The organism is Mycobacterium sp. D16Q16, assembly GCF_002013745.1.
In the GTDB taxonomy this organism is placed as follows: Bacteria; Actinomycetota; Actinomycetes; order Mycobacteriales; family Mycobacteriaceae; genus Mycobacterium.
Genome location: NZ_MAEY01000025.1, coordinates 14723 through 36155, shown reverse-complemented (window position 1 = coordinate 36155; position 21433 = coordinate 14723). Strand labels below are relative to the sequence as shown.

The following is a 21433-nucleotide window of genomic DNA, read 5'->3' as shown; positions in this document are numbered from 1 at the left end:
GACCGACGGTGACTGGCGCATCGGTTTTCCGTAAGGCCACGATCGTGGCCTGTGCAGGAATTGTCGTGACGGGGTGTTCGTTCTTCGGCGGAAGCCAACAGGGCACGGCGACGTCCGGGCCTTCGGCAGCCTCGGGCGCCTCACAGACATCGGCGGCGGCCACAGCAGAGCTGATCAGCGCGGACAAGGCCAACTCGCTCATCCTTCCGAAGGAGGACGTGAGTCAGCTGGTCGGTTCCGATCTTGACTTCGAGGGAAAGTCCTCCAACCCGGGGAAGCCGACGATCGATGGCAAGGAGTCGTGCCGGTCGCTAGTCGCTCCTTTGACCTTGGGCCTCGGAGAATCGTGGACGACCTACCGCAATGTGTGGTCGCAGGAGGCCGAGAAAACATTTGACCATTGGGTGAGCCAACGCGTGGTGCTGTATCCCAAGGCAGATGCGGCAGCAGAGGCATTCGCCAGCCAATATCCGGCGGACATCCGCAGCTGCACGGGCGAGGAGCTCAAATCTGGTGAATCGTCGTGGCGGGAGACGGTCAAGGACGTGACCCCCAATCGGGCGCAGTGGGCCGACGAGTCCCTCGATAACGGTCAAACCAACGGATGGCGCTGCAGCGATGAAGCACGTGTTATCGACAATCTGCTGCTATCGGCGACCGTATGCCAGCGTGGCAACAGCGCGCCGGCAATGAAGGCGATCATCGACCGCATGGTAGCCAGCGCCACCAAATCGAAGTAGGCAGTCGATTTCGGCGCTCGTGTAACACTGGGCGCCAGCGATCCGATGTAGCCATGATTTGGGTCGATACGGGTCTGAAATCGGCAGGGAGGGACTTGGATGCGTCACGTGTTGGCTGTCGGATGGCTTGGCCTGGCAGCGATGCTCGCGGTGAGTTGTGGGACAGAGACCGGGGGCATCAAGCCGATACCGGTCGGTGCCACCGAGACATCGGCACCGGCCGATCATGGGCAGGACGGGGCGATCGCGAGCCCCAAGTCCAGTGCGCCACCGGTCACCACCTCGCTCGAACCGCCGGCACCGGTGATCGTCACGCCCGACAAGGCGGAATCGATCATCATCTCCGCCGACGATGTGGGCAGGCTGGTCGGATCCCCGCTGACGTACGAGTTCAAGTCCACTCGACCCAGCGATGCCTCCGCGACCGGTAAGTGTCAGGCACTCACCGGGCTGCGCAGCGAGAGCCTCGGTGACGAGTGGACCACCTACCGAGGCTCGCGTCTGCAGGAAACTCAGGATCGGTACGACCACATCGTCTGGCAGGCGGTGGTGCTGTTCCCCGATGCGAAGGCCGCTGCGAGCCAGCTGCAGGCCGCGTATCCCCCGTCGCTGGCATCGTGTGCGGACTCCCGCCAGACCGAGGGCGATATCGAATGGCGTATTGGCCCGTTCTCGAACAACGGCACCAGTGTGACGTGGGTGCGACAAGAGCTCAAGGACGGAAAACCGGCGGGGTGGCGGTGTTTCTACGACTATCGGGTCAAGAACAACGCGCTCTTCGGGAGCCTGTTGTGCCAGAACGGCAATGGCACTCCGATCGTCACCGCGATCGTGGACCGTATGGCCGAGTGGATTCCGGCATGATCGCGGCGAAGAACGTGAGAGGGGGCCTCATGACAGGCACAACAGGGCGGGCGGTGTTGTGTGCGACGGCGATCGCCGCGCTGGCGCTGTCCGGATGTTCCGGCCAGAAGGACGCGCCCGACGCGTCAACGTCTGCCAGCACGACGGCGTCGCGGACCGCACTCGCGCCGGCGCCGGCGCCGCCCAGTACCGGGCCCGCGGGTCTGACGGGGTGGCCGGGGCAGGACAAGGTCACCGAGGATGCCATGGTGGCGGCGTTGTTCACCGGCGAGGAGCTCGCCAAGGTCTTCGACACGGAAGTCGCCAAGACGAACAAGCGGGACAAGCCCTTCACGGCGGCCGAGTCTGATGATGCGAGTTGCAATGTGACGCAGGGGCTTACCGTCGAGTCGGTGGGCAAGGACTACGAGACCTTCCGCGGGACCGAGATGCTGCTCGGAGATGCCAAGAACCCCGACGCTCAGGTCTACCAAGGGATCGCGGCATACAAGGACAAGGACGCGGCGCAGGCGCAGTTCTCGACAGCAGCCGATGAGATCACCGAATGCGACGGAAAGACGTACAACTTCACCGATCCGGGCGGGCGGAAGGTGCCTGTGGCGGTGTCGGTCTCATCGTCAAACGCCAAGAAGGTGAATTGGGCCCTCACCTACGGGCCGAGCACGTATCGCTGCTTCGTGTCCTACAACGGTGTCGCGAATGTGATTGTTCAGACCCAGATTTGCGCGCGAAGCAACTCAAAGCAGCTGGTGCAGAAGATGGCCGACAGGATTGTCGACAAGCTGCAGCTGAGCTGACAAGCCACCTGGATCCCAGTGGGGACTGGATCCGGGCGGGGGGACGAGGATGGCGGCCCGACCATCGGGGGGCCGGCCGACATCTCTCGAGATGAGCTCGGGTGGGCGCGCGGGGGGTCGCGCCCACCCGAGTCTCACAAGTTCTGTAGGCGAACCTGCCCGCGTGCGATTGTCCGGTCCCCGTCGTCGGTGATGGTGACAAGCCACAGCTGCTGACGACGGCCTCGGTGTATCGGCGTGGATGTGGCGGTGAGTGTGCCCGATGAGATGGCGCGCAGGAAGTCGGTGTTGTTGTTGACGCCGACCACCGCGCTCTCCTCCCCCAACACGTTGGCGCGCCAGATGTACCCCGAGACGCTCGCCACGCTCTCGACCACCGAGCAGTACACGCCCCCGTGCACGATCCCGTTGGGTTGCAACAGGTTTTCGGTGATCGTCAGGCTGGCGGACACTCCCTCGGGTGTCAGCGAGGTGTATTCGAGCCCCACGAGCTTGTCGAAGGGCGCGGTGGGCATCTTGCTGAGGTGCTCCGGCGTGTCAGGCATTCGATGTTCATATCAGTGCGGCCTCCGCTAACGAAGAAGTGCCCCACCTGCCGAAGCAGGTGGGGCACTTCCTTCGAGTGGACCGGGGGTCTCTGCAGCCCTCAGGACTCCGGCGCGGTCCGGGTGTCTGGTCGCGCTGTAGCGCGTTCGACGGTTCCAAGGATAGGCAAGGCTGCCCTAAATTGCAAGCGCTTTGTGGCGAACCGGCAATCCGAGTGTCATGAAGCGGTCGAGGATCGCCTGTCCGCGCCGCATTCCATCGGTCTCGCTGGAGCGCGCGAGCAGCGGAACGTGCGTCGCCGCCCCCACCACTGTCGAGCCGACCAGCTGCCACATCTGCCCGATTTCCATTGTCCCGGAGCTGATCTGCGACAGTCGCGTAAACAAGGGCGCGAGTGCGCGATGGCATCGGTGTGCCGTCCACGCGGCGAGTGCTTCCTCGCTGGGGAAGACTACGACCTGTCCGCGGTCGCGGTCCGGGTCGTCGGGCAATACGCGCAGCGTCGGGTCCACGACCCCCGCCCAATCGATGCAGCCCTCGGAATCGAAGTAGACCCACAGGTTCCCCAGGCCCGGATCCCAGGCGCGGCCCTCCAGCACGACCAGGGCGACCAATCGGCCGACCACGGTGTGGACGAGAGCGTCCGCGAGCTGGTGGACGGCGACGGAATCGCTGCCGGTCTCCTCGATGGCGCGGGCGTACATCCGCTCAAGCCGGTCGGTGTTCAAGGCGCGCGCCAGCGGCCACCATCGGCGGCGGCCGACATCAGACATGACGGCGACGCCGTAGGCCCGCGGGCATTCCGGATACAGCTCGCGAAGCCGACTGCTCGATTCGTGCAGCGGCAGTGATTGGCGGATGGACATCCCGGCGATCAGCGGATCGTCGGCGATGAGACTCCTGGTCGAAGAGCATCGATCGATGGCCAGTGTCACAGTTGGCAGCCTCCCTTCACGTAGACAAGATAGGTAAGCCTAACCACATGTAGGATGACATCGCCAGGTGCGGGTGTTGTGACTGCTCTCACCGAAGCTCCTGATCATCGGGCCGTGTTGACGGATTTGGCCCACATGGTGAGACCGAATCGAGCGCTGGAACAAAGACCGAGCTATGGATCGTTGGCTGTCAGAAGAAGTACGACTGGATGTAGTACGGCATTGCGTCGGAGGTGAACGTAGAATGTTCGGAATGGCACGCCTGGGCGAACTTGAACGCGCGGTGATGGACCATCTGTGGTCCTCTCCCGAGCCCCAGACTGTCCGCCAGGTCCATGAGGCATTGTCGACGCGGCGTGACCTCGCCTATACGACCGTGATGACCGTGTTGCAACGTCTCGCCAAGAAAGATCTGGTGGTGCAGCACCGCGATGATCGCGCGCACCGCTACGCACCCGTGCACGGCCGCGACGAGCTTGTCGCGGGCCTGATGGTGGACGCGTTGGCGCAGGCCAACAACTCGGGTGCCCGCGAGGCCGCCTTGGTGCATTTCGTGGAGCGTGTTGGCCCTGATGAGGCCGATGCACTGCGCCGTGCCCTGGCCGAGCTCGAAGCCAAAGATCCATCTGCTGGCGGTCGCCCCACCGAGTAAGGGACACTAGGTATGTGTCCGCCCTGGCGTTCGCGATTCTCGCGCTGCTGCTGACCGGTCCCGTACCGGCGTTGCTCGCGCGTGCGCGCTGGCCATACCGCGCGCCACGTGCGGCGATGGTTCTGTGGCAGGCCATTGCCGCGGCCGCCGTTCTTTCCGCGTTCAGTTCCGGGCTTGCGATCGCGAGCAGACTTCTCGTGCCGGGGCCGGACGGCCACCCCACCGCCACGATCACCGGTGAAATCGACCGCCTCGGTTGGGGTTTGTGGCTGCTCTACGTCACGGTGTTCGCGATCACGATCCTCATCGGCATCCGGCTCATGGTGTCGGTGATCCGGGTGGGTGTACGTACCCGCCGCCGCCGCGCCCATCACCGGGCGGTCGTCGACCTGCTGGATCACAAGCGGTACTGCGAGAACTGGCGCGGGGGCTACGACATCCATCGCCGGCGTGACCACGATCTGCGGGTGCTGGAAGTCGATGAACCCCTGGCCTACTGCTTGCCAGGTGTGCGGAGCCGCGTGGTCGTCAGCGAGGGCACGCTGAGCACACTGGGACACAATGAGGTGACCGCGATCGTCGCGCACGAGCGCGCCCATCTGCGCGCGCGCCATGACCTCGTGTTAGAGGCTTTCACCGCCGTCCACGACGCGTTCCCGGTCATCGTGCGCAGCAAAAACGCGCTCGACGCGGTCAAACTGCTCGTCGAGTTGCTCGCCGACGATGCCGCGGTCCGGACGGCCGGCCCTACTCCCCTGGCCCGCGCACTCGTCGCGTGCGCGGGTGGCCCGACACCGGTCGGTGCGATGGCGGCCGGTGGCCCCACCACCCTGATCCGGGTCCGGCGCTTGGGCGGGAGCGGGAACAGCCTGGTCCTGTCGTGCGGCGCTTATGCGGCCGCTGCGGCCATACTGGTGGTGCCGACGTTGGCTGTGGTCATCCCATGGTTCACCGAACTTCAGCGCTTGTTCAGCAGTTAACCCGTGAGTAGGTGACCCGCGCTCGCGGGTCGAGAGTGACTGCGCGAGAATCGGCAATGAGCCGCTTGCGCGACGAGTGAACGGCTTTGGTGCGCAACAACGAAAGGATGTGCTGGTGACGGCTGCAGACGGCTCGGCGCAGGGAAAAGCTCAGATCGGCGTGACGGGGCTGGCCGTCATGGGATCGAATATCGCGCGGAACTTCGCACGGAACGGATACACCGTCGCCCTGCATAACCGATCGGTCGCGAAGACCGACGCGCTGTTGGCCGATCACGGGTCTGAGGGAAACTTCATTCGCAGCGAGACGGTCGAGGAGTTCGTCGCGGCCCTCGAGCGCCCGCGCCGCGTTTTGATCATGGTGAAGGCCGGTGATCCCACCGATGCCGTTATCGAAGAGCTCGCATCCGCGATGGAGCCCGGCGACATCATCATCGACGGCGGTAACGCCCTGTACACCGACACCATTCGCCGTGAGGCTGCGCTGGCCGCACGGGGGCTGCACTTTGTCGGCGCGGGAATTTCCGGTGGTGAGGAGGGCGCGCTGAATGGCCCCTCGATCATGCCCGGCGGCCCCGTCGAGTCCTACAAGGCGCTGGGTCCGCTGCTGGAATCCATTGCGGCACACGTCGATGGCACGCCCTGTTGCACGCATATCGGCCCGGACGGGTCGGGGCACTTCGTGAAAATGGTGCACAACGGCATCGAGTACTCCGATATGCAGCTGATCGGCGAGGCCTACCAACTGCTGCGCGATGCGCTGGGTATGTCGGCACCCGATATCGCCGAGGTCTTCACCGAGTGGAACAGCGGTGAGCTGGAGAGCTATCTCATCGAGATCACCGCCGATGTGCTGGCCCACACCGATGCCAAGACAGGACGGCCCTTGGTCGACGTCATCGTTGACGCCGCCGAGCAGAAGGGCACCGGTCGCTGGACCGTAAAGTCCGCCCTGGACCTCGGCGTACCGGTCACCGGAATCGCCGAGGCGGTCTTCGCCCGTGCCCTGTCCGGATCACGCCCCCAGCGTGCCGCCGCGGCCGGTTTCACCTCCGGATCGCTGGGCGAGAAGCCAAGCGATGCAAAGCAATTTGTCGATGATGTGCGACAGGCGCTGTACGCATCCAAGATCGTGGCGTACGCGCAGGGCTTCAACCAGATCGCCGCGGGGAGCGCCGAGTACGGCTGGAACGTCAAGCCGGGTGACCTGGCCACCATTTGGCGGGGTGGCTGCATCATCCGCGCCCAGTTCCTCAATCGCGTCAAGGACGCTTTTGCCGACGAGCCTGACCTGGCCACGCTGATCGCCGCCCCGTACTTCCGCGCCGCCGTCGAAAACGGCATCGACAGCTGGCGTCGCGTCGTGGTGACGGCGACGCAGCTGGGCATTCCGGTCCCGGGCTTCGCCTCGTCGCTGTCGTACTACGACGGTTTGCGCACCGATCGCCTGCCCGCTGCCCTCACTCAGGCACAGCGAGACTTCTTCGGTGCGCACACCTATGAGCGCGTGGACTCCCCCGGCAAGTTCCACACCCTCTGGAGCGGCGACCGTAGCGAGGTAGAGGCGTAAACCGGACGCCTCGGGAGGCATCTCGGGACGCATAAGGAAAGCGATACTGTGCAGTTTTTAGACGGGCAGCGGCCACCGTACGACCTCACCTACGACGATGTCTTCGTGGTACCGAACCACTCGGATGTCATCTCGCGGTTCGATGTCGACCTGACTACCGCGGACGGCACCGGCACCACGATCCCGATCGTGGTCGCCAACATGACGGCGGTGGCGGGGCGACGGATGGCCGAGACCGTCGCACGCCGTGGCGGAATCACCGTGCTGCCCCAGGATCTTCCGGTGCAGGCGGTCGCGCAGACGGTCGAGTTCATCAAGAGTCGCGATCTGATCTACGACACGCCGGTGACCCTGGCGCCTGATGACTCGGCGGGCGAGGCGGTGGCCTTGATCCACAAGCGCTCGCACGGGGCCGCGGTGGTGCTGGAGGACGGTAAGCCACGGGGGCTGGTCACCGAGGCCGCCTGTACTGGCATCGACCGGTTCACCCGCGTGCACGACATCGCGACCACCGACTTTGTCGCGGTGCCCACGGGGACCGATCCGCGGGCGATCTTCGATCGCCTGGCCGAGGCGCATGTGCCGGTGGCGGTTGTGACGCGCCCGGACGGAACCATGGCGGGGATCCTCACCCGTACCGGGGCGATCCGGGCCGGTTTGTACACACCAGCTGTGGATGCGAGCGGACGCCTGCGTATCGCCGGCGCGGTCGGTATCAACGGCGATGTCCGCGCCAAGGCAACGGCCTTGGCGCAGGCCGGCGTGGATCTCCTGGTCATCGACACCGCGCACGGACACCAGCAGAAGATGATCGAGGTGCTGGGATCGGTCGCGGAGCTGTCGCTGGGTGTGCCCATCGCCGCGGGCAATGTGGTGTCGGCGCAGGGCACCCGGGATCTGATCGGGGCCGGTGCGGACATCGTGAAGGTGGGCGTGGGCCCGGGCGCCATGTGCACCACCCGGATGATGACCGGCGTGGGTCGCCCTCAGCTGTCTGCCGTCATCGAATGTGCAGCGGCTGCACGCGAACTCGGTGCCCACGTGTGGGCCGACGGTGGGGTCCGGCATCCACGAGACGTCGCCCTGGCGCTCGCGGCGGGTGCTGCCAACGTGATGATCGGTTCCTGGTTCGCCGGCACGCACGAATCTCCCGGAGATCTGCAGCTTTCTCCCAGCGGCCGCCGCTACAAGGACAGCTTCGGGATGGCGTCCAAGCGTGCCGTGGCCGCCCGCACCGCCGGTGACAGCGCCTTCGACCAGGCGCGCAAGAGCCTTTTTGAGGAGGGCATTTCCACCTCGAAGATCGAGTTGGACCCGCAACGGCCCGGTGTTGAGGACCTCATCGACCACATCATCTCGGGCGTGCGCAGCACCTGCACGTATGTCGGTGCGCGCACGCTGGCCGAGCTGCACGAACGAGTGGTTCTGGGCGTCCAGTCGGCTGCCGGATTCGCCGAGGGGCGCCCGCTTCCCGAAGGTTGGTGACCGTCCTCCCCCGACGGTTGAGTACCTGCTGGCCACATGCACCGTTACCATGAGCCTCACGACGGTCACACCGTGTGATCTCTCAACCTAAGGGGCCAGCCAGCGGTGACGCTCTTATTCACCGGGCTGAGCTTGCTTGCGTTCGTCGCGCTGACCGCGGGGACGGCACTCTTCGTGGCCGCCGAGTTCTCCCTGACCGCGTTGGAGCGCAGCTCCATCGAGGCGCGTGCCAAGACCGGTGATAGCCGGGACAGGATGGTCAAACGGGCGCACAGCACGTTGTCCTTCCAGCTGTCGGGGGCCCAGCTCGGCATCACCATCACAACACTCGTGACCGGATATCTGGCCGAGCCGGTGATTGCGCGCCTGCTCACACAGGCGATCGGATACACCGGAGCGACGGTCAGCAGCGCGATATCGCTGGCGCTGGCGCTCGTCATCGCGACCTCGATATCGATGATCTTCGGTGAGCTGGTGCCCAAGAACTTCGCTTTGGCGCGCCCTATCTCGACGTCACGCGCCACCGCGGGGCCCATGGTGCTGTTCTCGGCGGTGTTCGCCTTCGCGATCCGCGCCTTGAACGGCATCGCCAACTGGGTGCTGCGGCGCATGGGAATTGAGCCCGCCGAGGAGCTGCGGTCAGCGCGTTCGCCCCAGGAGCTGGGGTCGCTGGTGCGCACCTCGGCCCGCAGCGGCGCGCTGGACGAAACCACCGCGGTGCTGGTGGACCGTTCGCTGCGGTTCGGGAGCCGCACCGCCGAGGAACTCATGACCCCGCGCACCGAGATCGAATCGCTGGAAGCGACGGACACGGTCGCCGACCTGATCGCCATCGCCGTCGACACGGGCTTCTCGCGGTTTCCGATCACCGAGGGTGATCTTGACGCGACGATCGGCATCGTTCACGTCAAGCAGATCTTCGAGGTGCCGCGGGATCGCCGTGCCACGACCACGCTGGCGAGTCTGGCCCGGCCAGTCGCGGTGGTGCCCTCGACTCTCGACGGCGACGCGGTCATGGAGCAGGTGCGGGCCAATGGCATGCAGACCGCGTTGGTGGTCGACGAGTACGGCGGCACCGCCGGGCTGGTGACGGTCGAGGACATGATCGAGGAGATCGTGGGCGATGTCCGGGACGAGCACGATGACGCAACGCCCGATGTGGTGTCCTCCGGGGGCGGTTGGGTGGTGTCGGGTCTGTTGCGCATCGACGAGGTCTCGGCGGCGACCGGTTACCGGGCCCCCGAGGGAGAGTACGAGACGATCGGCGGTCTGGTGCTCCAGGAGCTCGGTCACATCCCGACCGTCGGCGAGACCGTCGAATTGTCGGCGGTGGTGCCGGAACATCCGTTCGCTGAGCTGCCCCGCTGGCGGGCCCGGGTCGCGGGCATGGACGGTCGACGGATCGACCAGATCGAGCTCACCGAGCTGACTGACACCGACGCTCGGGGGAATGACCACGATGGGTAGCGACATACTCGGCGTACTACTCACCGCCGCATTGCTTTTGGCGAACGCGTTTTTCGTCGGTGCCGAATTCGCCCTCATCTCCGCCCGCAGGGATCGGCTCGAGGCACTGGCGGAGGCGGGCAAGAAGCGCGCGGTGACGGTGATGATGGCCGGCCAGAAGCTGTCGCTGATGCTCGCCGGCGCCCAGCTCGGCATCACGATCTGTTCAATCTTGTTGGGCCGCATCGGGGAGCCCGCCGTAGCGCACCTTCTGGAACGTCCTTTCGGGCTGTTGGGCACCCCCTCGGCGGTGACGCACACCGTCGCGTTCGTCATCTCGCTGTCGATCGTGGTGCTGTTACACGTGCTGCTCGGTGAAATGGTGCCCAAGAACATCGCCATCGCCGGTCCAGAATCCGCCGCCATGCTTCTGATTCCGCCCTACCTGGTCTACATCCGGCTGGCGCGGCCCCTGATCGCCTTCTACAACTGGTGCGCCAACACCGCGTTGCGGATCATCAAGGTCCCGGTGAAGGACGAGCTTGAGGTCACGGTATCCACCGTGGAACTTTCGGAAATGATCGCGGAGTCGCTGTCCGAGGGGCTGCTTGACGAGGAAGAACACACCCGGTTGCGGCGCGCGCTGCAGATCCAGCACCGGGTGGTCGCGGACGTGGTGGTGCCCGCTAACCAGATTCGATCGATCGTCGTATCGGGCTCGGCGCAGGCGCCTTCGGTGACCGCTGTGGAGCGGGTCGTGGCCGAAACTGGTTACTCACGATTCCCAGTCATTGGACCCCACGGGGATTACCTCGGCTATCTGCACATAAAGGACGTCTTGACCATGGGGGACGATCCGGAGGCGACCATCGACCCCGCGTTCATTCGGCCCCTGCCGCGGTTGCACGGTTCGGTTCCGCTACCGGAGGCGCTGTCGACATTGCGTCGTAGCAACAGTCATCTGGCACTCATGTCAACCACCGACGGCAGCGTAGTGGGCCTGGTCACCCTGGAGGATCTGGTGGAGGATCTCGTCGGCACCGTGCGTGACGGAACTCACCGCATATAGCGCGGTTTCGGGGTTGATGGCTACCAATGAGTAGGATCATTGTTCACCGATTCGCACGAGCGTCCGGTCCCAGACCCACAAACAACACAGAGGAGTTGCGATGAGTGATCGCGTCGATGTGGGCAACCTGCGCGTGGCGCGGGTGCTATACGACTTCATCACCAATGAGGCCCTCCCGGGCACCGGTGTGGATGCCGACGCTTTCTGGGCTGGGGTCGACAAAGTAGTCACCGATTTGGCTCCGCGGAACCGAGAGCTCCTCGACCGGCGCGACGACCTGCAAACTCAGATTGATCGCTGGCACCGGCAGCGCGCCATCGAGCCGTTGGATCCGTCGGAGTACCGGGAGTTCCTCACCGAGATCGGATACCTGGTTCCGGAGCCTGAGGATTTCACCATCACCACCGCCAACGTGGACGACGAGATCACCACGACGGCAGGGCCGCAGCTGGTTGTTCCGATCTTGAACGCGCGCTTCGCGCTCAACGCCGCCAATGCACGCTGGGGCTCCCTCTACGACGCGCTGTACGGCACCGACGTCATTCCGGAAACTGACGGGGCCGAGAAGGGCTCGTCGTACAACAGGGTCCGCGGCGACAAGGTCATCGCGTACGCGCGCGAGGTGCTCGATGGTGCGGCGCCGCTGGCGGCCGGCTCGTGGAAAGACGCCGTCGGCCTGAAGATCGACGACGGCCAACTGCTCATCGATTTCGGCGACGAACTCTCCACGGGGCTGCAGAACCCCGACCAGTTCGTGGGCTACACCGGCAAGCTCGGTAAGCCGCAGTGGTCGGTGCTGCTCATCAATCATGGCCTGCACATCGAGGTTCTGATCGACCCCGACTCCCCTGTCGGATCCACCGATAAGGCCGGCATCAAGGATGTCGTGCTGGAATCGGCGATCACCACGATCATGGACTTCGAGGACTCGGTGGCCGCCGTGGACGCCGAGGACAAGGTGCTCGGGTACCGAAACTGGCTGGGACTCAACAAGGGAGACCTGTCCGAGGATGTTTCCAAGGGCGGCAAGACCTTCACCCGGGTGCTCAACGAGGATCGCGTGTTCAACACCCCGGACGGCAAGGGTGAGCTGACTCTGCCGGGCCGCAGCCTGCTGTTCGTCCGCAACGTCGGCCACCTGATGACCAATGACGCCATCGTGGACGCCGCGGGCAACGAGATGCCCGAAGGCATCCAGGACGCGCTCTTCACCAGCCTCATCGCCATTCATGGCCTGCGTTCCGGCAAGAAGAACGGTCCGCTGAAGAACAGCCGTACCGGATCCGTCTACATCGTGAAGCCCAAGATGCACGGGCCCGAGGAAGTGGCCTTCACCGCCGAGCTGTTCGGCCGCGTCGAAGAGGTGCTCGGACTTCCGCATGCCACCCTCAAGGTCGGCATCATGGACGAGGAGCGCCGCACCACCATCAACCTGAAGGCTGCCATCAAGGCCGCTTCCGATCGCGTGGTGTTCATCAACACCGGCTTCCTGGACCGCACCGGCGACGAGATCCACACCTCGATGGAAGCCGGTCCGATGTGCCGCAAGGCCGTCATGAAGTCGCAGCCGTGGATCCTGGCCTACGAGGATCACAACGTCGACACCGGGCTGGGTGCCGGTTTGGCCGGTAAGGCACAGATCGGCAAGGGCATGTGGGCCATGCCCGACCTGATGGCGGACATGGTCGCGCAGAAGATCGCGCAGCCGCGCGCGGGAGCCACCACAGCGTGGGTGCCGTCCCCCACCGCCGCGACCCTGCACGCGCTGCACTATCACCAGGTTGACGTCAAGGCGGTGGACCAGGAGCTCGCCGGTAAACACCGCGCGGAACTGGAGTCTTTGCTCACCATCCCGTTGGCCGAATCGCGTCACGACTGGACCGCTGAGGACATCCGCGAGGAAATCGACAACAACTGCCAGTCGATCCTGGGCTACGTGGTGCGCTGGATCGACCACGGAGTCGGCTGTTCCAAGGTTCCGGACATCCACGACGTGGCGCTCATGGAGGACCGCGCTACCTTGCGTATCTCCAGCCAGCTGCTGGCCAACTGGCTGCGGCACGATGTCATCACCGAGGACGAGGTGGTCGAGGGTCTTCAGCGGATGGCACCGGTTGTCGATCGGCAGAACGCCGGCGACAAGGACTACCGTCCGATGGCTCCGGACTTCGACAGCAACATTGCCTTCGAGGCCGCCAAGGAGCTCATCCTGGAGGGTAAGGATCAGCCGAACGGGTACACCGAGCCGATCCTGCACCGGCGCCGTCGCGAGTACAAGGCCGCGGCGGCCAAGTAGCGGATGGCCGTCGGGCGTGCCTTTACCTCGTGGTGCAGGGTACGTCTCCGTGTCTATTTGGACGCGGTTTGGTTGCGCGCACCGTGGTATCGGCGGTCAGGGACAGTAGACTCGGGCCGACGCGCAGCGGGGGGTCGTACTCAACCGCTGGACAAGTATTTAGACACGATCAGAAGGGTCGCGACAACACATGGGCAGGCACAGCGCATCTGGGTCGGGTAGCCCAAACGATCGGGACGACAACGACGATTGGGACGCGGACTCCGAGCCGGTGTCCGAGTCGAGCTCCGGTTCGGAGTTCGACACAGGCAGCTGGCAGCGGTCGCACCGCAGCGGTGGTAGCAACTGGGGCGTCAGCAAGGGGCTGGTCGGCGTCGTGGCGGCGGTGCTTGTGGTGGCCGTGTCCATCGGACTGTGGTGGTACTTCGACAGGCGGACGACCGACAACCAAGCGGAGGCCTCCGCGACCTGCGTGCACGGAAACAACGCCATCGCCGTGGTTGCCGATCCGTCCATCGCGGACCGGATTGGCGAGTTATCCGAACGGTTCAACCAGAAGCACGAGGTGATCGGCGACTACTGCTTCACCGTCGCGGTGCGCCCGGCAGATACGACCAACGTGATCAAGGGGCTGACGGGTCAGTGGCCCGCCGAGCTCGGAGCGCAGCCGGCGCTGTGGATTCCGGGGAGCTCGATCTCCTCGGCACGGCTGAAGGCGGCTTCGAAGACCAACATCGTGAGCGACAGCCGGTCGTTGGTCAGTACGCCGATCGTGATTGCGACCACCCCACGGCTGCGCCAGGCCATTCCTGCCGATAAGAGCTGGGCGGATCTGCCTGCGCTGCAGAACGTTCCGAACTCGCTGGACGGTTTCGGCCTTCCCGGTTGGGGCTCGTTGCGATTGGCGCTGCCCTCGAGCGGTAACGCCGATGCAGCCCAGCTGGCCGCGGAAGCGGTGGCAGCCGCCAGTGTTCGTCCCGGCGATTCGGCTGAGCTCGGTGCCGGTGCGGCCGCGTCGTTGGCCGCGACGGCTCCCAAGCTGCCCGCCAACAATCTCTCCGATGCCCTGGGTGCGCTGCTTGACGGTGGCGAGCAGCCCGGTGCCGCGGTGCACTCGGTGGTCACCACCGAGCAGCAGCTCTACGCCCGTACCCGCAGCAACGGTGATGCCAAGAAGGTCGTCGCCGCATGGTTGCCCGCCGGGGCTACTCCGATTGCCGACTACCCCACGGTGCAGCTGGACGGTGCGTGGCTGTCCGAGGAGCAGCACACCGCGGCAAGCCAATTCGCGCGTTTCCTGGGCGATAAGGATCAGCTCAAGGATCTCGCGGCCGCTGGTTTCCGCGCCGAGGGTGCAGACCTGCCCAGTAGCGATGTGGTGAGCTTCGCGAAGATCGAGAAGCCGCTGACCATCGAGGACAAGGTTCGTGTCGCGCTGGCCGATGGCACGTCAACGGGTGCAGGGGCGACCACCATCATGTTGGATTCCTCGTTGTCCTCCGAGGGCGTGAAGTTGTCCGATGTGACTGGGGCGCTTGCCAACCGCATACGCACCGTTGCCCCGGGCTCTGGTGTGGGGCTCTGGACGTATGACGGCAAGGAAGGCAACACCGTCGTTCGATTGGGTGCTGCCTCCGACGATGTCGAGGGCGTGCCCAGGTCGCAGAGTGTGGCCGACGCGTTGACGGCGCTGCAGCCGACCGCCAATGGTGCGGTGGCATTCACCACGTTGCGCAACGTGTACCAGGAAGCGGTCAACAGCTTCCGCCCGAATCAAGTCAACTCGGTACTCATCGTGGCGGGTCACTCGCACACCGATCAGAGCCTGGACAGTGCAGGCCTCATCGACACGATCAACCGCCAGAAGGATCCGGCGCGGCCGGTGCGCATCAATGTGATCGACTTCGGCAACGACTCCGATCAGCAGACCTGGCAGGCGCTCGCTCAGCAGACCGGTGGTGCCTACCAGAACCTGACGGCCTCGAACAGCCCGGAGCTGGCCGCGGCCATCACGCGCTTCGTGTCCTAACCGCGAGCAGCCCCCCGCACGCGGGGGGCTGCTCGGGGCGGCATCGCTACTCGGCGAAGGCCTCGATCGGTGGGCAGGAGCACACTAGATTGCGATCGCCGTAAGCACCGTCGATGCGACGCACCGGCGGCCACACCTTGGGGCGGAACCCCTTTCCGAGCGGGTACGCCGCCTCGGTCCGGCCGTACGGATGATTCCACTCGTCGGCGGTAAGTGATTCGGCGGTGTGCGGCGCGCCGCGCAGCGGGTTGTCGTCCACCGGCCACACCCCGGAGCCGACCTTGTCGATCTCGGCCTTGATCGCGATCATCGCCTCACAGAAGGCGTCCACCTCGGCCAGGCTCTCGCTCTCGGTGGGCTCCACCATGAGCGTGCCGGCCACCGGGAAGCTCATCGTCGGTGCGTGGAAGCCGTAGTCGGCCAGGCGCTTAGCCACATCGTCGACGGTCACGCCGGTGTTCTTGGTGATATCCCGCAAGTCCAAGATGCACTCGTGGGCCACCATGCCACTATCGCCGGTGTAGAGCACCGGGTAGTACTCGTCGAGACGGCGCGCCAGGTAGTTGGCCGAGGCAATCGCAGTCAGCGACGCCGCCCGCAGCCCGTCGGGTCCCATCATCCGGATGTAGGCCCAGGTGATCGGCAGGATCGACGCCGAACCATAGGGCGCCGAGGACACCGGAGGTCCGGACGGCAGTTCGTCGGCGTACGGATGCCCAGGCAGGTACTGCGCGAGGTGGCTGCGCACCGCGACGGGTCCGACGCCGGGCCCACCGCCGCCATGAGGGATGCAGAAGGTCTTATGCAGGTTCAAGTGGCTGACATCGCCGCCGAAGCGCCCGGGACGGGCAAGTCCCACAAGGGCGTTCAGGTTCGCGCCGTCGACGTACACCTGTCCCCCGGCGTCATGCACGGCCGCACAGATGTCGGCAATGTCGTGCTCGTAGACACCGTGGGTGGACGGGTAGGTGATCATGATCGCTGCCAGCGTGCTGGCATTCGCCGCAATCTTGGCCCGCAGGTCGTCCAGGTCGACATCGCCGTTCTCTCGGCAGGCCACCACCACGACGCGCATACCCGCCAAGGCGGCAGAGGCGGCGTTGGTGCCATGCGCGCTCGACGGGATCAGGCACACCTCACGCGCACTTTCGCCGCGGTCGATGTGGTACTGGCGGATGGCCAGCAGCCCCGCGTACTCGCCCTGCGATCCCGCGTTGGGCTGCAGGCTCACGTTGTCATACCCGGTGATATCGGACAGCCAGCCTTCGAGATCGGCGATCAGCGTGCGCAGGCCGCGAGAATCGCCCGCCGGGGCAAACGGATGCTGAGTGGCGAACTGCGGCCAGGTGATGGGCTCCATCTCGGCGGCCGCGTTGAGCTTCATGGTGCAGGATCCGAGCGGAATCATGCTGCGGTCCAACGCAATATCCTTGTCCGACAGCGCGCGCAGGTAGCGCATCATGTCGGTCTCGCTGTGATAGCGATTGAATGCCGGGTGGGTCAGGTAATCGGAGTCTCGGGTCGCGATATCCGCGGGGCGCGGGGCCTCCAGGGTGCCCTCGAACATGTCGGTCCCGAATGCCCGCAGCACCGCCACGAGGTGCGGCAGGGTGGTCGCCTCGTCACAGGCGATCGAGACGTGGTCGCCGTCGGGACTCCAGATGTTGACACCTTCGGCCTTGGCGGCCGCCTGGATCTCCGCGGCCTTGCCGGGGACGTGCACCAGCACTGTGTCGAAGAAGTGGTCGTGCACCACGGTGTAGCCGCCGCGAGTCAGCCCCGAGGCCAGCAGCTGCGCGTTGCGGTGCACCCGGGTGGCGATGCTGCGCAACCCTTCCGGGCCGTGGTAGCTCGCGTACATGGCGGCCATCACGGCCAGCAGCACCTGTGCGGTACAGATGTTGCTGGTCGCCTTGTCGCGGCGGATGTGCTGTTCGCGAGTCTGCAGCGAGAGCCGGTATGCGGGTGCGCCGTCGGCGTCCACCGACACACCGACGAGGCGCCCGGGGAGCTGCCGGGCGTGCGCCGTGTGTACCGCGAGGTACCCGGCATGGGGGCCACCGAATCCCATGGGGACACCAAAGCGTTGAGTGGTGCCGAAGGCGACGTCGGCACCGATGTCGCCGGGTGGGGCGATGAGGGTGAGGGCCAGCAGGTCGGCGCCGACAGCCACCAGTGCGCCGCGCTGATGGGCCTCGGAGATGACCGAAGTCCAGTCACGCACCAACCCGGAGGCGCCGGGCAACTGCACGATCACTCCGAAGAACTCGCCATCGGGTAGTCCCTGGGTGAGATCGGCGGTCACCACCTCAATGCCGAGCGGTTCGGCGCGGGTGGCGATGACGGCCGCGGTCTGCCCGTACACGTCGGCGTCGACAATCAGACGGTTGGACCCGGACTTCACGGCGCGATGCATGAGCGTCATCGCCTCGGCCGCGGCCGTACCCTCGTCGAGCATCGAGGCATTCGCGATATCGAGGCCGGTGAGCTCGGCGACCATGGTTTGGAAGTTCAGCAGCGCCTCAAGGCGTCCCTGACTGATCTCCGGCTGGTACGGCGTGTACGCGGTGTACCAGGCCGGGTTTTCCAGGATGTTCCGGCGAAGCACCGGTGGTGTCAGCGTGTCGAAGTAGCCCTGTCCGATCATCGACACGGCAATCGTGTTCTGGCTGGCGAGCTTCCGCAGTGCGTCCAGAGCCTCGTGCTCGGATGCTGCTGCCGGGAGCGCGTCCAGGCCGGCGGCGAGGCCGCCGTGTTGCTCATCCAGGATGCTGGCCGGAACGGCCTTCGCGGCGAGCTCATCGAGGCTGGCCACGCCGATGGTGGCAAGCATGGTGTCGATATCAGCAGCGGTGGGACCGATATGGCGATCGGCGAAAGACATGACACTCCCGGAGGGCCGAGTCACGCGACAGGCACGCGACGGCGTCTCCCCTCCCTCTGTCATCAACCCGATACGGGCGCCTGAGAGATTCGGTCGTCTCACCAGGCGGATTCGCGGGGTGAGAGCCTTTCCCCGTCGGCGGGCGATCTGATCGAAAGATCGGATCACCGCTTTTCAGAGGCATCGGGGCCGAGAGCGGTTCGGGGGCCTGAGAGATTGGCGGAGAGGTGTTGCTCCTTCGGCGGCCATGACTGGCGGTCATGACACTCTCCCGCCCACGGGCGATGCTTGACCAGTTTACGCGAGTTAACCCTCTGGTCCAGACCGCCGAGCGAGTGGGCCGGATCAGCCGATTTTGCGGGCGCGATCCTTGCGACGGGAGGCCAGCTCGTCCTCGGGTGCCTCGATGGCCTCGCCGCCGTCGGCGCGCTCCCCCGGGAACTCGGCGATGGCGCCGGTCAGCTCGCGCATGGCACCGCTGACCGCGATGCCGAATACGCCCTGTCCGCCCTGCAACAGGTCGACGACCTCTTCGGCGGAGGTGCATTCATAGACCGTGGTGCCGTCCGAGAACAGCGTGATGTTCGCGAGATCCTCGACCCCCCGCTGACGCAGGTGTTCGACGGCTACCCGGATGTTCTGCAGTGAGATTCCGGTGTCCAGCAGTCGCTTGACGATCTTGAGGACCAGGATGTCTTTGAAGGAGTACAGGCGCTGGCTGCCGGAGCCCGCCGCGCCGCGGATCGAGGGAACCACCAGTGAGGTGCGCGCCCAGTAGTCCAGCTGGCGGTACGTGATGCCGGCAACCTGGCAGGCACTGGGTCCGCGGTAGCCAACGAGCTGGTCGGGAACGGAGTCATCCGGGAAGAGACCCGGCTGGACAGGTCCGTCAGACGCGGATGACTCGGCGGAACCCGCCGCGCTCCCATCCAGCGTCATGTCCAGCTGCCCCTGCTGCGGCTGTTCGACCACTTCTGCTCCCTCTCGCCGATCGCTTCGCCGGCTCTCGTGGCGCGGTTCCCTGAGAAACCTCGAGGAACCGAGTCCGCCGGTAGTGCGTTCGTCCAAGCACGAATTCTCCGAGCATACGCTCCTTGCGCTGCCCCGTGCCGGCCGCTGAGTCAAATTATGGCCTCCGGGAAATCACGGTCAACGCGACGCGCCCGGGTCGAGACTGTAAAGGTCAGGTTGAGACTTACTCGTTACTTAAGGCCCTGTTTACGGGCCTTCTGTGGCCTTGAAGTCGTCGGGCGACACGCTGTCGAGGAACTCCTTGAACTTCTCGACCTCGTCTTCTCGCAGCGCTCCGCCGGAGTCCTCGTCGTCCTCGTCGGGAATGATCAGGCCCGCCTCGGCCAGTACGGCTTCCTCGACGTAGATCGGAACCCCTACGCGCAGCGCGATTGCCACCGAATCGGACGGCCGTGCCGACACCCGGATATCACTGTCGAAAACAAGGTCCGCGTAGAACGTGCCTTCTTGCAAATCCACGATCCGTACTTCCTTGAGTGAATGCCCAAGGGCGACAATGAGATCGCGGATCAGGTCATGGGTGAGCGGCCGCGCCGGCTCCACCCCCTGTTGTTCCAGGGCAATGGCCGCAGCCTCGGACTGACCGATCCAAATCGGCAGGTATCGATCGCCGGCGGATTCCCGCAGCAACAACACCGGCTGGTTCTGGGGCTGCTCCACGCGGATTCCCACGACTCGAACTTCGCTCATCGTGCCCTCCAACACCAGTACTTCTGTCGTACCGCGAGTCTAGTCCTCAGCGATCGAGGACGCCGCGCACCGCGGACTTGATCATCGCACCGTGGAGCGCGATCGACAGCGCCGCCACCTCCCGGATCAGGTCATCGGCGCGGTCGCGGGCTCCTGCCTTGTTGGCCTTAACGGTCGGGCCCACGATCTGGGCAATCAAATCAGTCTCGCGATCAACCGCCGATCGGAAGGTGCGCAAGTGCCGCGGCTCGACACCGTAGTCGGCCAGCTCGGCGGCGCACTGAACGATCAGAACCGTGTATTCGTCGAAAAAACCGCCTGGGCCCGAGGTGATGATTCCCGCCCTAATGAGCGAGGTCAGCAGCACCTCATCCGCGCCGGAACGCGACAGCAGATCCTCGCGGCTGAGCCGGGTGGGACGTACCGATGGAAATCCTTGACGGGCAACACTGTTGGTTTCATCACCATCGGTGATCGCGAACAGCCGAGGGCCGCCGCTGAAACCCCCCACATCGGGCAGCGCGCCGTCGGGCTGGGCGTCGAGCTGCTCCTTGATCACCTTTAACGGCAGGTAGTGATCGCGCTGGGCGGTCAGGATGAACCGGAGCCGCTCGGCGTCATAGGCCGAAAACCGGCGATACCCCGACGCGCTACGCGACGGGGTAACCAGGCCCTCCGATTCGAGGAATCGAATCTTCGAGATCGTGACGTCCGGAAACTCCGGACGCAACAGGTCGAGTACCGACCCAATCGACATTCCGGTGAGAGCCGGCCGGTCGGGAGCTGTCACTGGCCACCCGGGGCGGTGTCATCGCCGGCCGACTTCGGCCCGGTCAGGAAGACCAGACGGAACTTTCCGATCTGCACTTCGTCGCCATTGGCGAGAACCGCCGAATCCACGGGCTCGCGGTTGACATAGGTCCCGTTGAGGCTGCCCACGTCGACGACCTGGAATTCGCCACTGTCAAGCCGGAATTCGGCGTGACGACGGCTTACGGTGACGTCATCGAGGAAGATGTCGCTGTCCGGGTGCCGTCCGGCCGATGTGGTCGCCTGATCGAGCAAAAATCGCGATCCCGCGTTGGGTCCGCGCTTGACCACCAACAGTGCCGAACCGGCGGGCAATCCCTCGACACCCGACACGTCGGTAGCGGCCTGCGCGGGCGCTTCCAGCTCCGTCGCGAAATCGGCGCGGAACACCGAGGTCGTCTCCGCGGTGACCTCGCCTGACGTGTCGTCCTTGTCGTTATCGGTCACCATCGCTCCTTCTTCCTCGCCCCTGGAGGATTCGATTGTCAGTGCGGATCTCGCTGAGCTTGATGCTCTTCGCGACCCTCATCTGCCCTCATGCTCTTCGCGGCGAGCGCTCATCGCCGCTCATTTCCGACCGTACCGTCTGACCGCCCGTAACGGGCCAC

Annotated in this window: 18 protein-coding genes and 1 riboswitch; of the genes, 11 read left to right on the top strand and 7 right to left on the bottom strand. The window is 65.2% G+C overall.

Annotated elements, in window-relative coordinates:
• The first annotated feature begins 8 nt into the window (after positions 1-8).
• The 3 genes from B4394_RS21620 to B4394_RS21610 all read left to right on the top strand — a co-directional run bounded on the left by B4394_RS21620 (position 9) and on the right by B4394_RS21610 (position 2401).
• Entirely contained in the window at positions 9-740 is a 732-nt protein-coding gene (locus B4394_RS21620) for a sensor domain-containing protein (protein WP_286142255.1), read from the top strand.
• 99 nt (positions 741-839) lie between these two features.
• Positions 840-1604 (top strand): sensor domain-containing protein, encoded by a 765-nt coding sequence (locus B4394_RS21615; protein WP_078312841.1) that lies wholly within the window; start codon positions 840-842, stop codon positions 1602-1604.
• On the top strand, positions 1601-2401 hold the full coding sequence (locus tag B4394_RS21610) for a sensor domain-containing protein (protein WP_078312869.1): 801 nt from the start codon (positions 1601-1603) through the stop codon (positions 2399-2401). The genes B4394_RS21615 and B4394_RS21610 overlap by 4 nt, the downstream gene beginning before the upstream one ends.
• 134 nt (positions 2402-2535) lie before the next feature.
• On the opposite strand, the gene B4394_RS21605 is transcribed toward B4394_RS21610, so the two are convergent.
• Positions 2536-2946 carry a PaaI family thioesterase gene (locus B4394_RS21605; protein WP_078312842.1) on the bottom strand — a complete coding sequence of 137 codons (411 nt, stop codon included), beginning with the start codon at positions 2944-2946 and terminating at the stop codon, positions 2536-2538.
• A gap of 177 nt (positions 2947-3123) precedes the next feature.
• The gene (locus tag B4394_RS21600; protein WP_078312843.1) at positions 3124-3882 is read right to left on the bottom strand and encodes an iron reductase; all 759 of its coding nucleotides are present in this window, start codon (positions 3880-3882) and stop codon (positions 3124-3126) included.
• 244 nt (positions 3883-4126) lie between these two features.
• Here B4394_RS21600 and B4394_RS21595 point away from each other — a divergent pair, with 244 nt between their 5' ends.
• From B4394_RS21595 to B4394_RS21560, 8 genes are all read left to right on the top strand, one after another.
• Entirely contained in the window at positions 4127-4534 is a 408-nt protein-coding gene (locus B4394_RS21595) for a BlaI/MecI/CopY family transcriptional regulator (protein ID WP_078304802.1), read from the top strand.
• Between the two features lie 14 nt (positions 4535-4548).
• Positions 4549-5514: a M56 family metallopeptidase gene (locus B4394_RS21590; protein WP_078292451.1), complete on the top strand. Its 966-nt coding sequence runs from the start codon at positions 4549-4551 to the stop codon at positions 5512-5514.
• Positions 5515-5629: 115 nt separating this feature from the next.
• Positions 5630-7084, top strand: coding sequence for an NADP-dependent phosphogluconate dehydrogenase (gnd, locus tag B4394_RS21585; protein ID WP_078316296.1), 1455 nt, complete (start codon positions 5630-5632; stop codon positions 7082-7084).
• Positions 7085-7132: 48 nt separating this feature from the next.
• Positions 7133-8569 (top strand): GuaB1 family IMP dehydrogenase-related protein, encoded by a 1437-nt coding sequence (locus B4394_RS21580; RefSeq protein WP_078316244.1) that lies wholly within the window; start codon positions 7133-7135, stop codon positions 8567-8569.
• Positions 8570-8674: 105 nt separating this feature from the next.
• Positions 8675-10036 carry a hemolysin family protein gene (locus tag B4394_RS21575; protein WP_078316243.1) on the top strand — a complete coding sequence of 454 codons (1362 nt, stop codon included), beginning with the start codon at positions 8675-8677 and terminating at the stop codon, positions 10034-10036.
• Entirely contained in the window at positions 10029-11084 is a 1056-nt protein-coding gene (locus B4394_RS21570) for a hemolysin family protein (RefSeq protein ID WP_078316295.1), read from the top strand. The genes B4394_RS21575 and B4394_RS21570 overlap by 8 nt, the downstream gene beginning before the upstream one ends.
• A gap of 100 nt (positions 11085-11184) precedes the next feature.
• A complete protein-coding gene (locus B4394_RS21565) occupies positions 11185-13380 on the top strand; it encodes a malate synthase G (protein ID WP_078312846.1) in 2196 nt (731 codons plus the stop codon).
• A gap of 190 nt (positions 13381-13570) precedes the next feature.
• Positions 13571-15409: a vWA domain-containing protein gene (locus B4394_RS21560; RefSeq protein WP_078316242.1), complete on the top strand. Its 1839-nt coding sequence runs from the start codon at positions 13571-13573 to the stop codon at positions 15407-15409.
• Positions 15410-15455: 46 nt separating this feature from the next.
• On the opposite strand, the gene gcvP is transcribed toward B4394_RS21560, so the two are convergent.
• From gcvP to garA, 5 genes are all read right to left on the bottom strand, one after another.
• Positions 15456-18293, bottom strand: a complete 2838-nt coding sequence (gcvP, locus tag B4394_RS21555; RefSeq protein ID WP_078316241.1) for an aminomethyl-transferring glycine dehydrogenase — start codon at positions 18291-18293, stop codon at positions 15456-15458.
• Between the two features lie 186 nt (positions 18294-18479).
• Positions 18480-18577: riboswitch (glycine riboswitch) on the bottom strand.
• Positions 18578-18638: 61 nt separating this feature from the next.
• Positions 18639-19265, bottom strand: coding sequence for a MerR family transcriptional regulator (locus B4394_RS21550; RefSeq protein WP_078292457.1), 627 nt, complete (start codon positions 19263-19265; stop codon positions 18639-18641).
• Between the two features lie 246 nt (positions 19266-19511).
• Positions 19512-20015 carry a bifunctional nuclease family protein gene (locus tag B4394_RS21545; protein ID WP_043078983.1) on the bottom strand — a complete coding sequence of 168 codons (504 nt, stop codon included), beginning with the start codon at positions 20013-20015 and terminating at the stop codon, positions 19512-19514.
• Positions 20016-20061: 46 nt separating this feature from the next.
• Positions 20062-20805: a transcriptional regulator FtsR gene (ftsR, locus tag B4394_RS21540; RefSeq protein WP_078316240.1), complete on the bottom strand. Its 744-nt coding sequence runs from the start codon at positions 20803-20805 to the stop codon at positions 20062-20064.
• Positions 20802-21275 carry a glycogen accumulation regulator GarA gene (gene garA / locus B4394_RS21535; RefSeq protein ID WP_078292459.1) on the bottom strand — a complete coding sequence of 158 codons (474 nt, stop codon included), beginning with the start codon at positions 21273-21275 and terminating at the stop codon, positions 20802-20804. Before garA ends, ftsR begins: the two co-directional genes overlap by 4 nt.
• Positions 21276-21433: the final 158 nt, after the last annotated feature.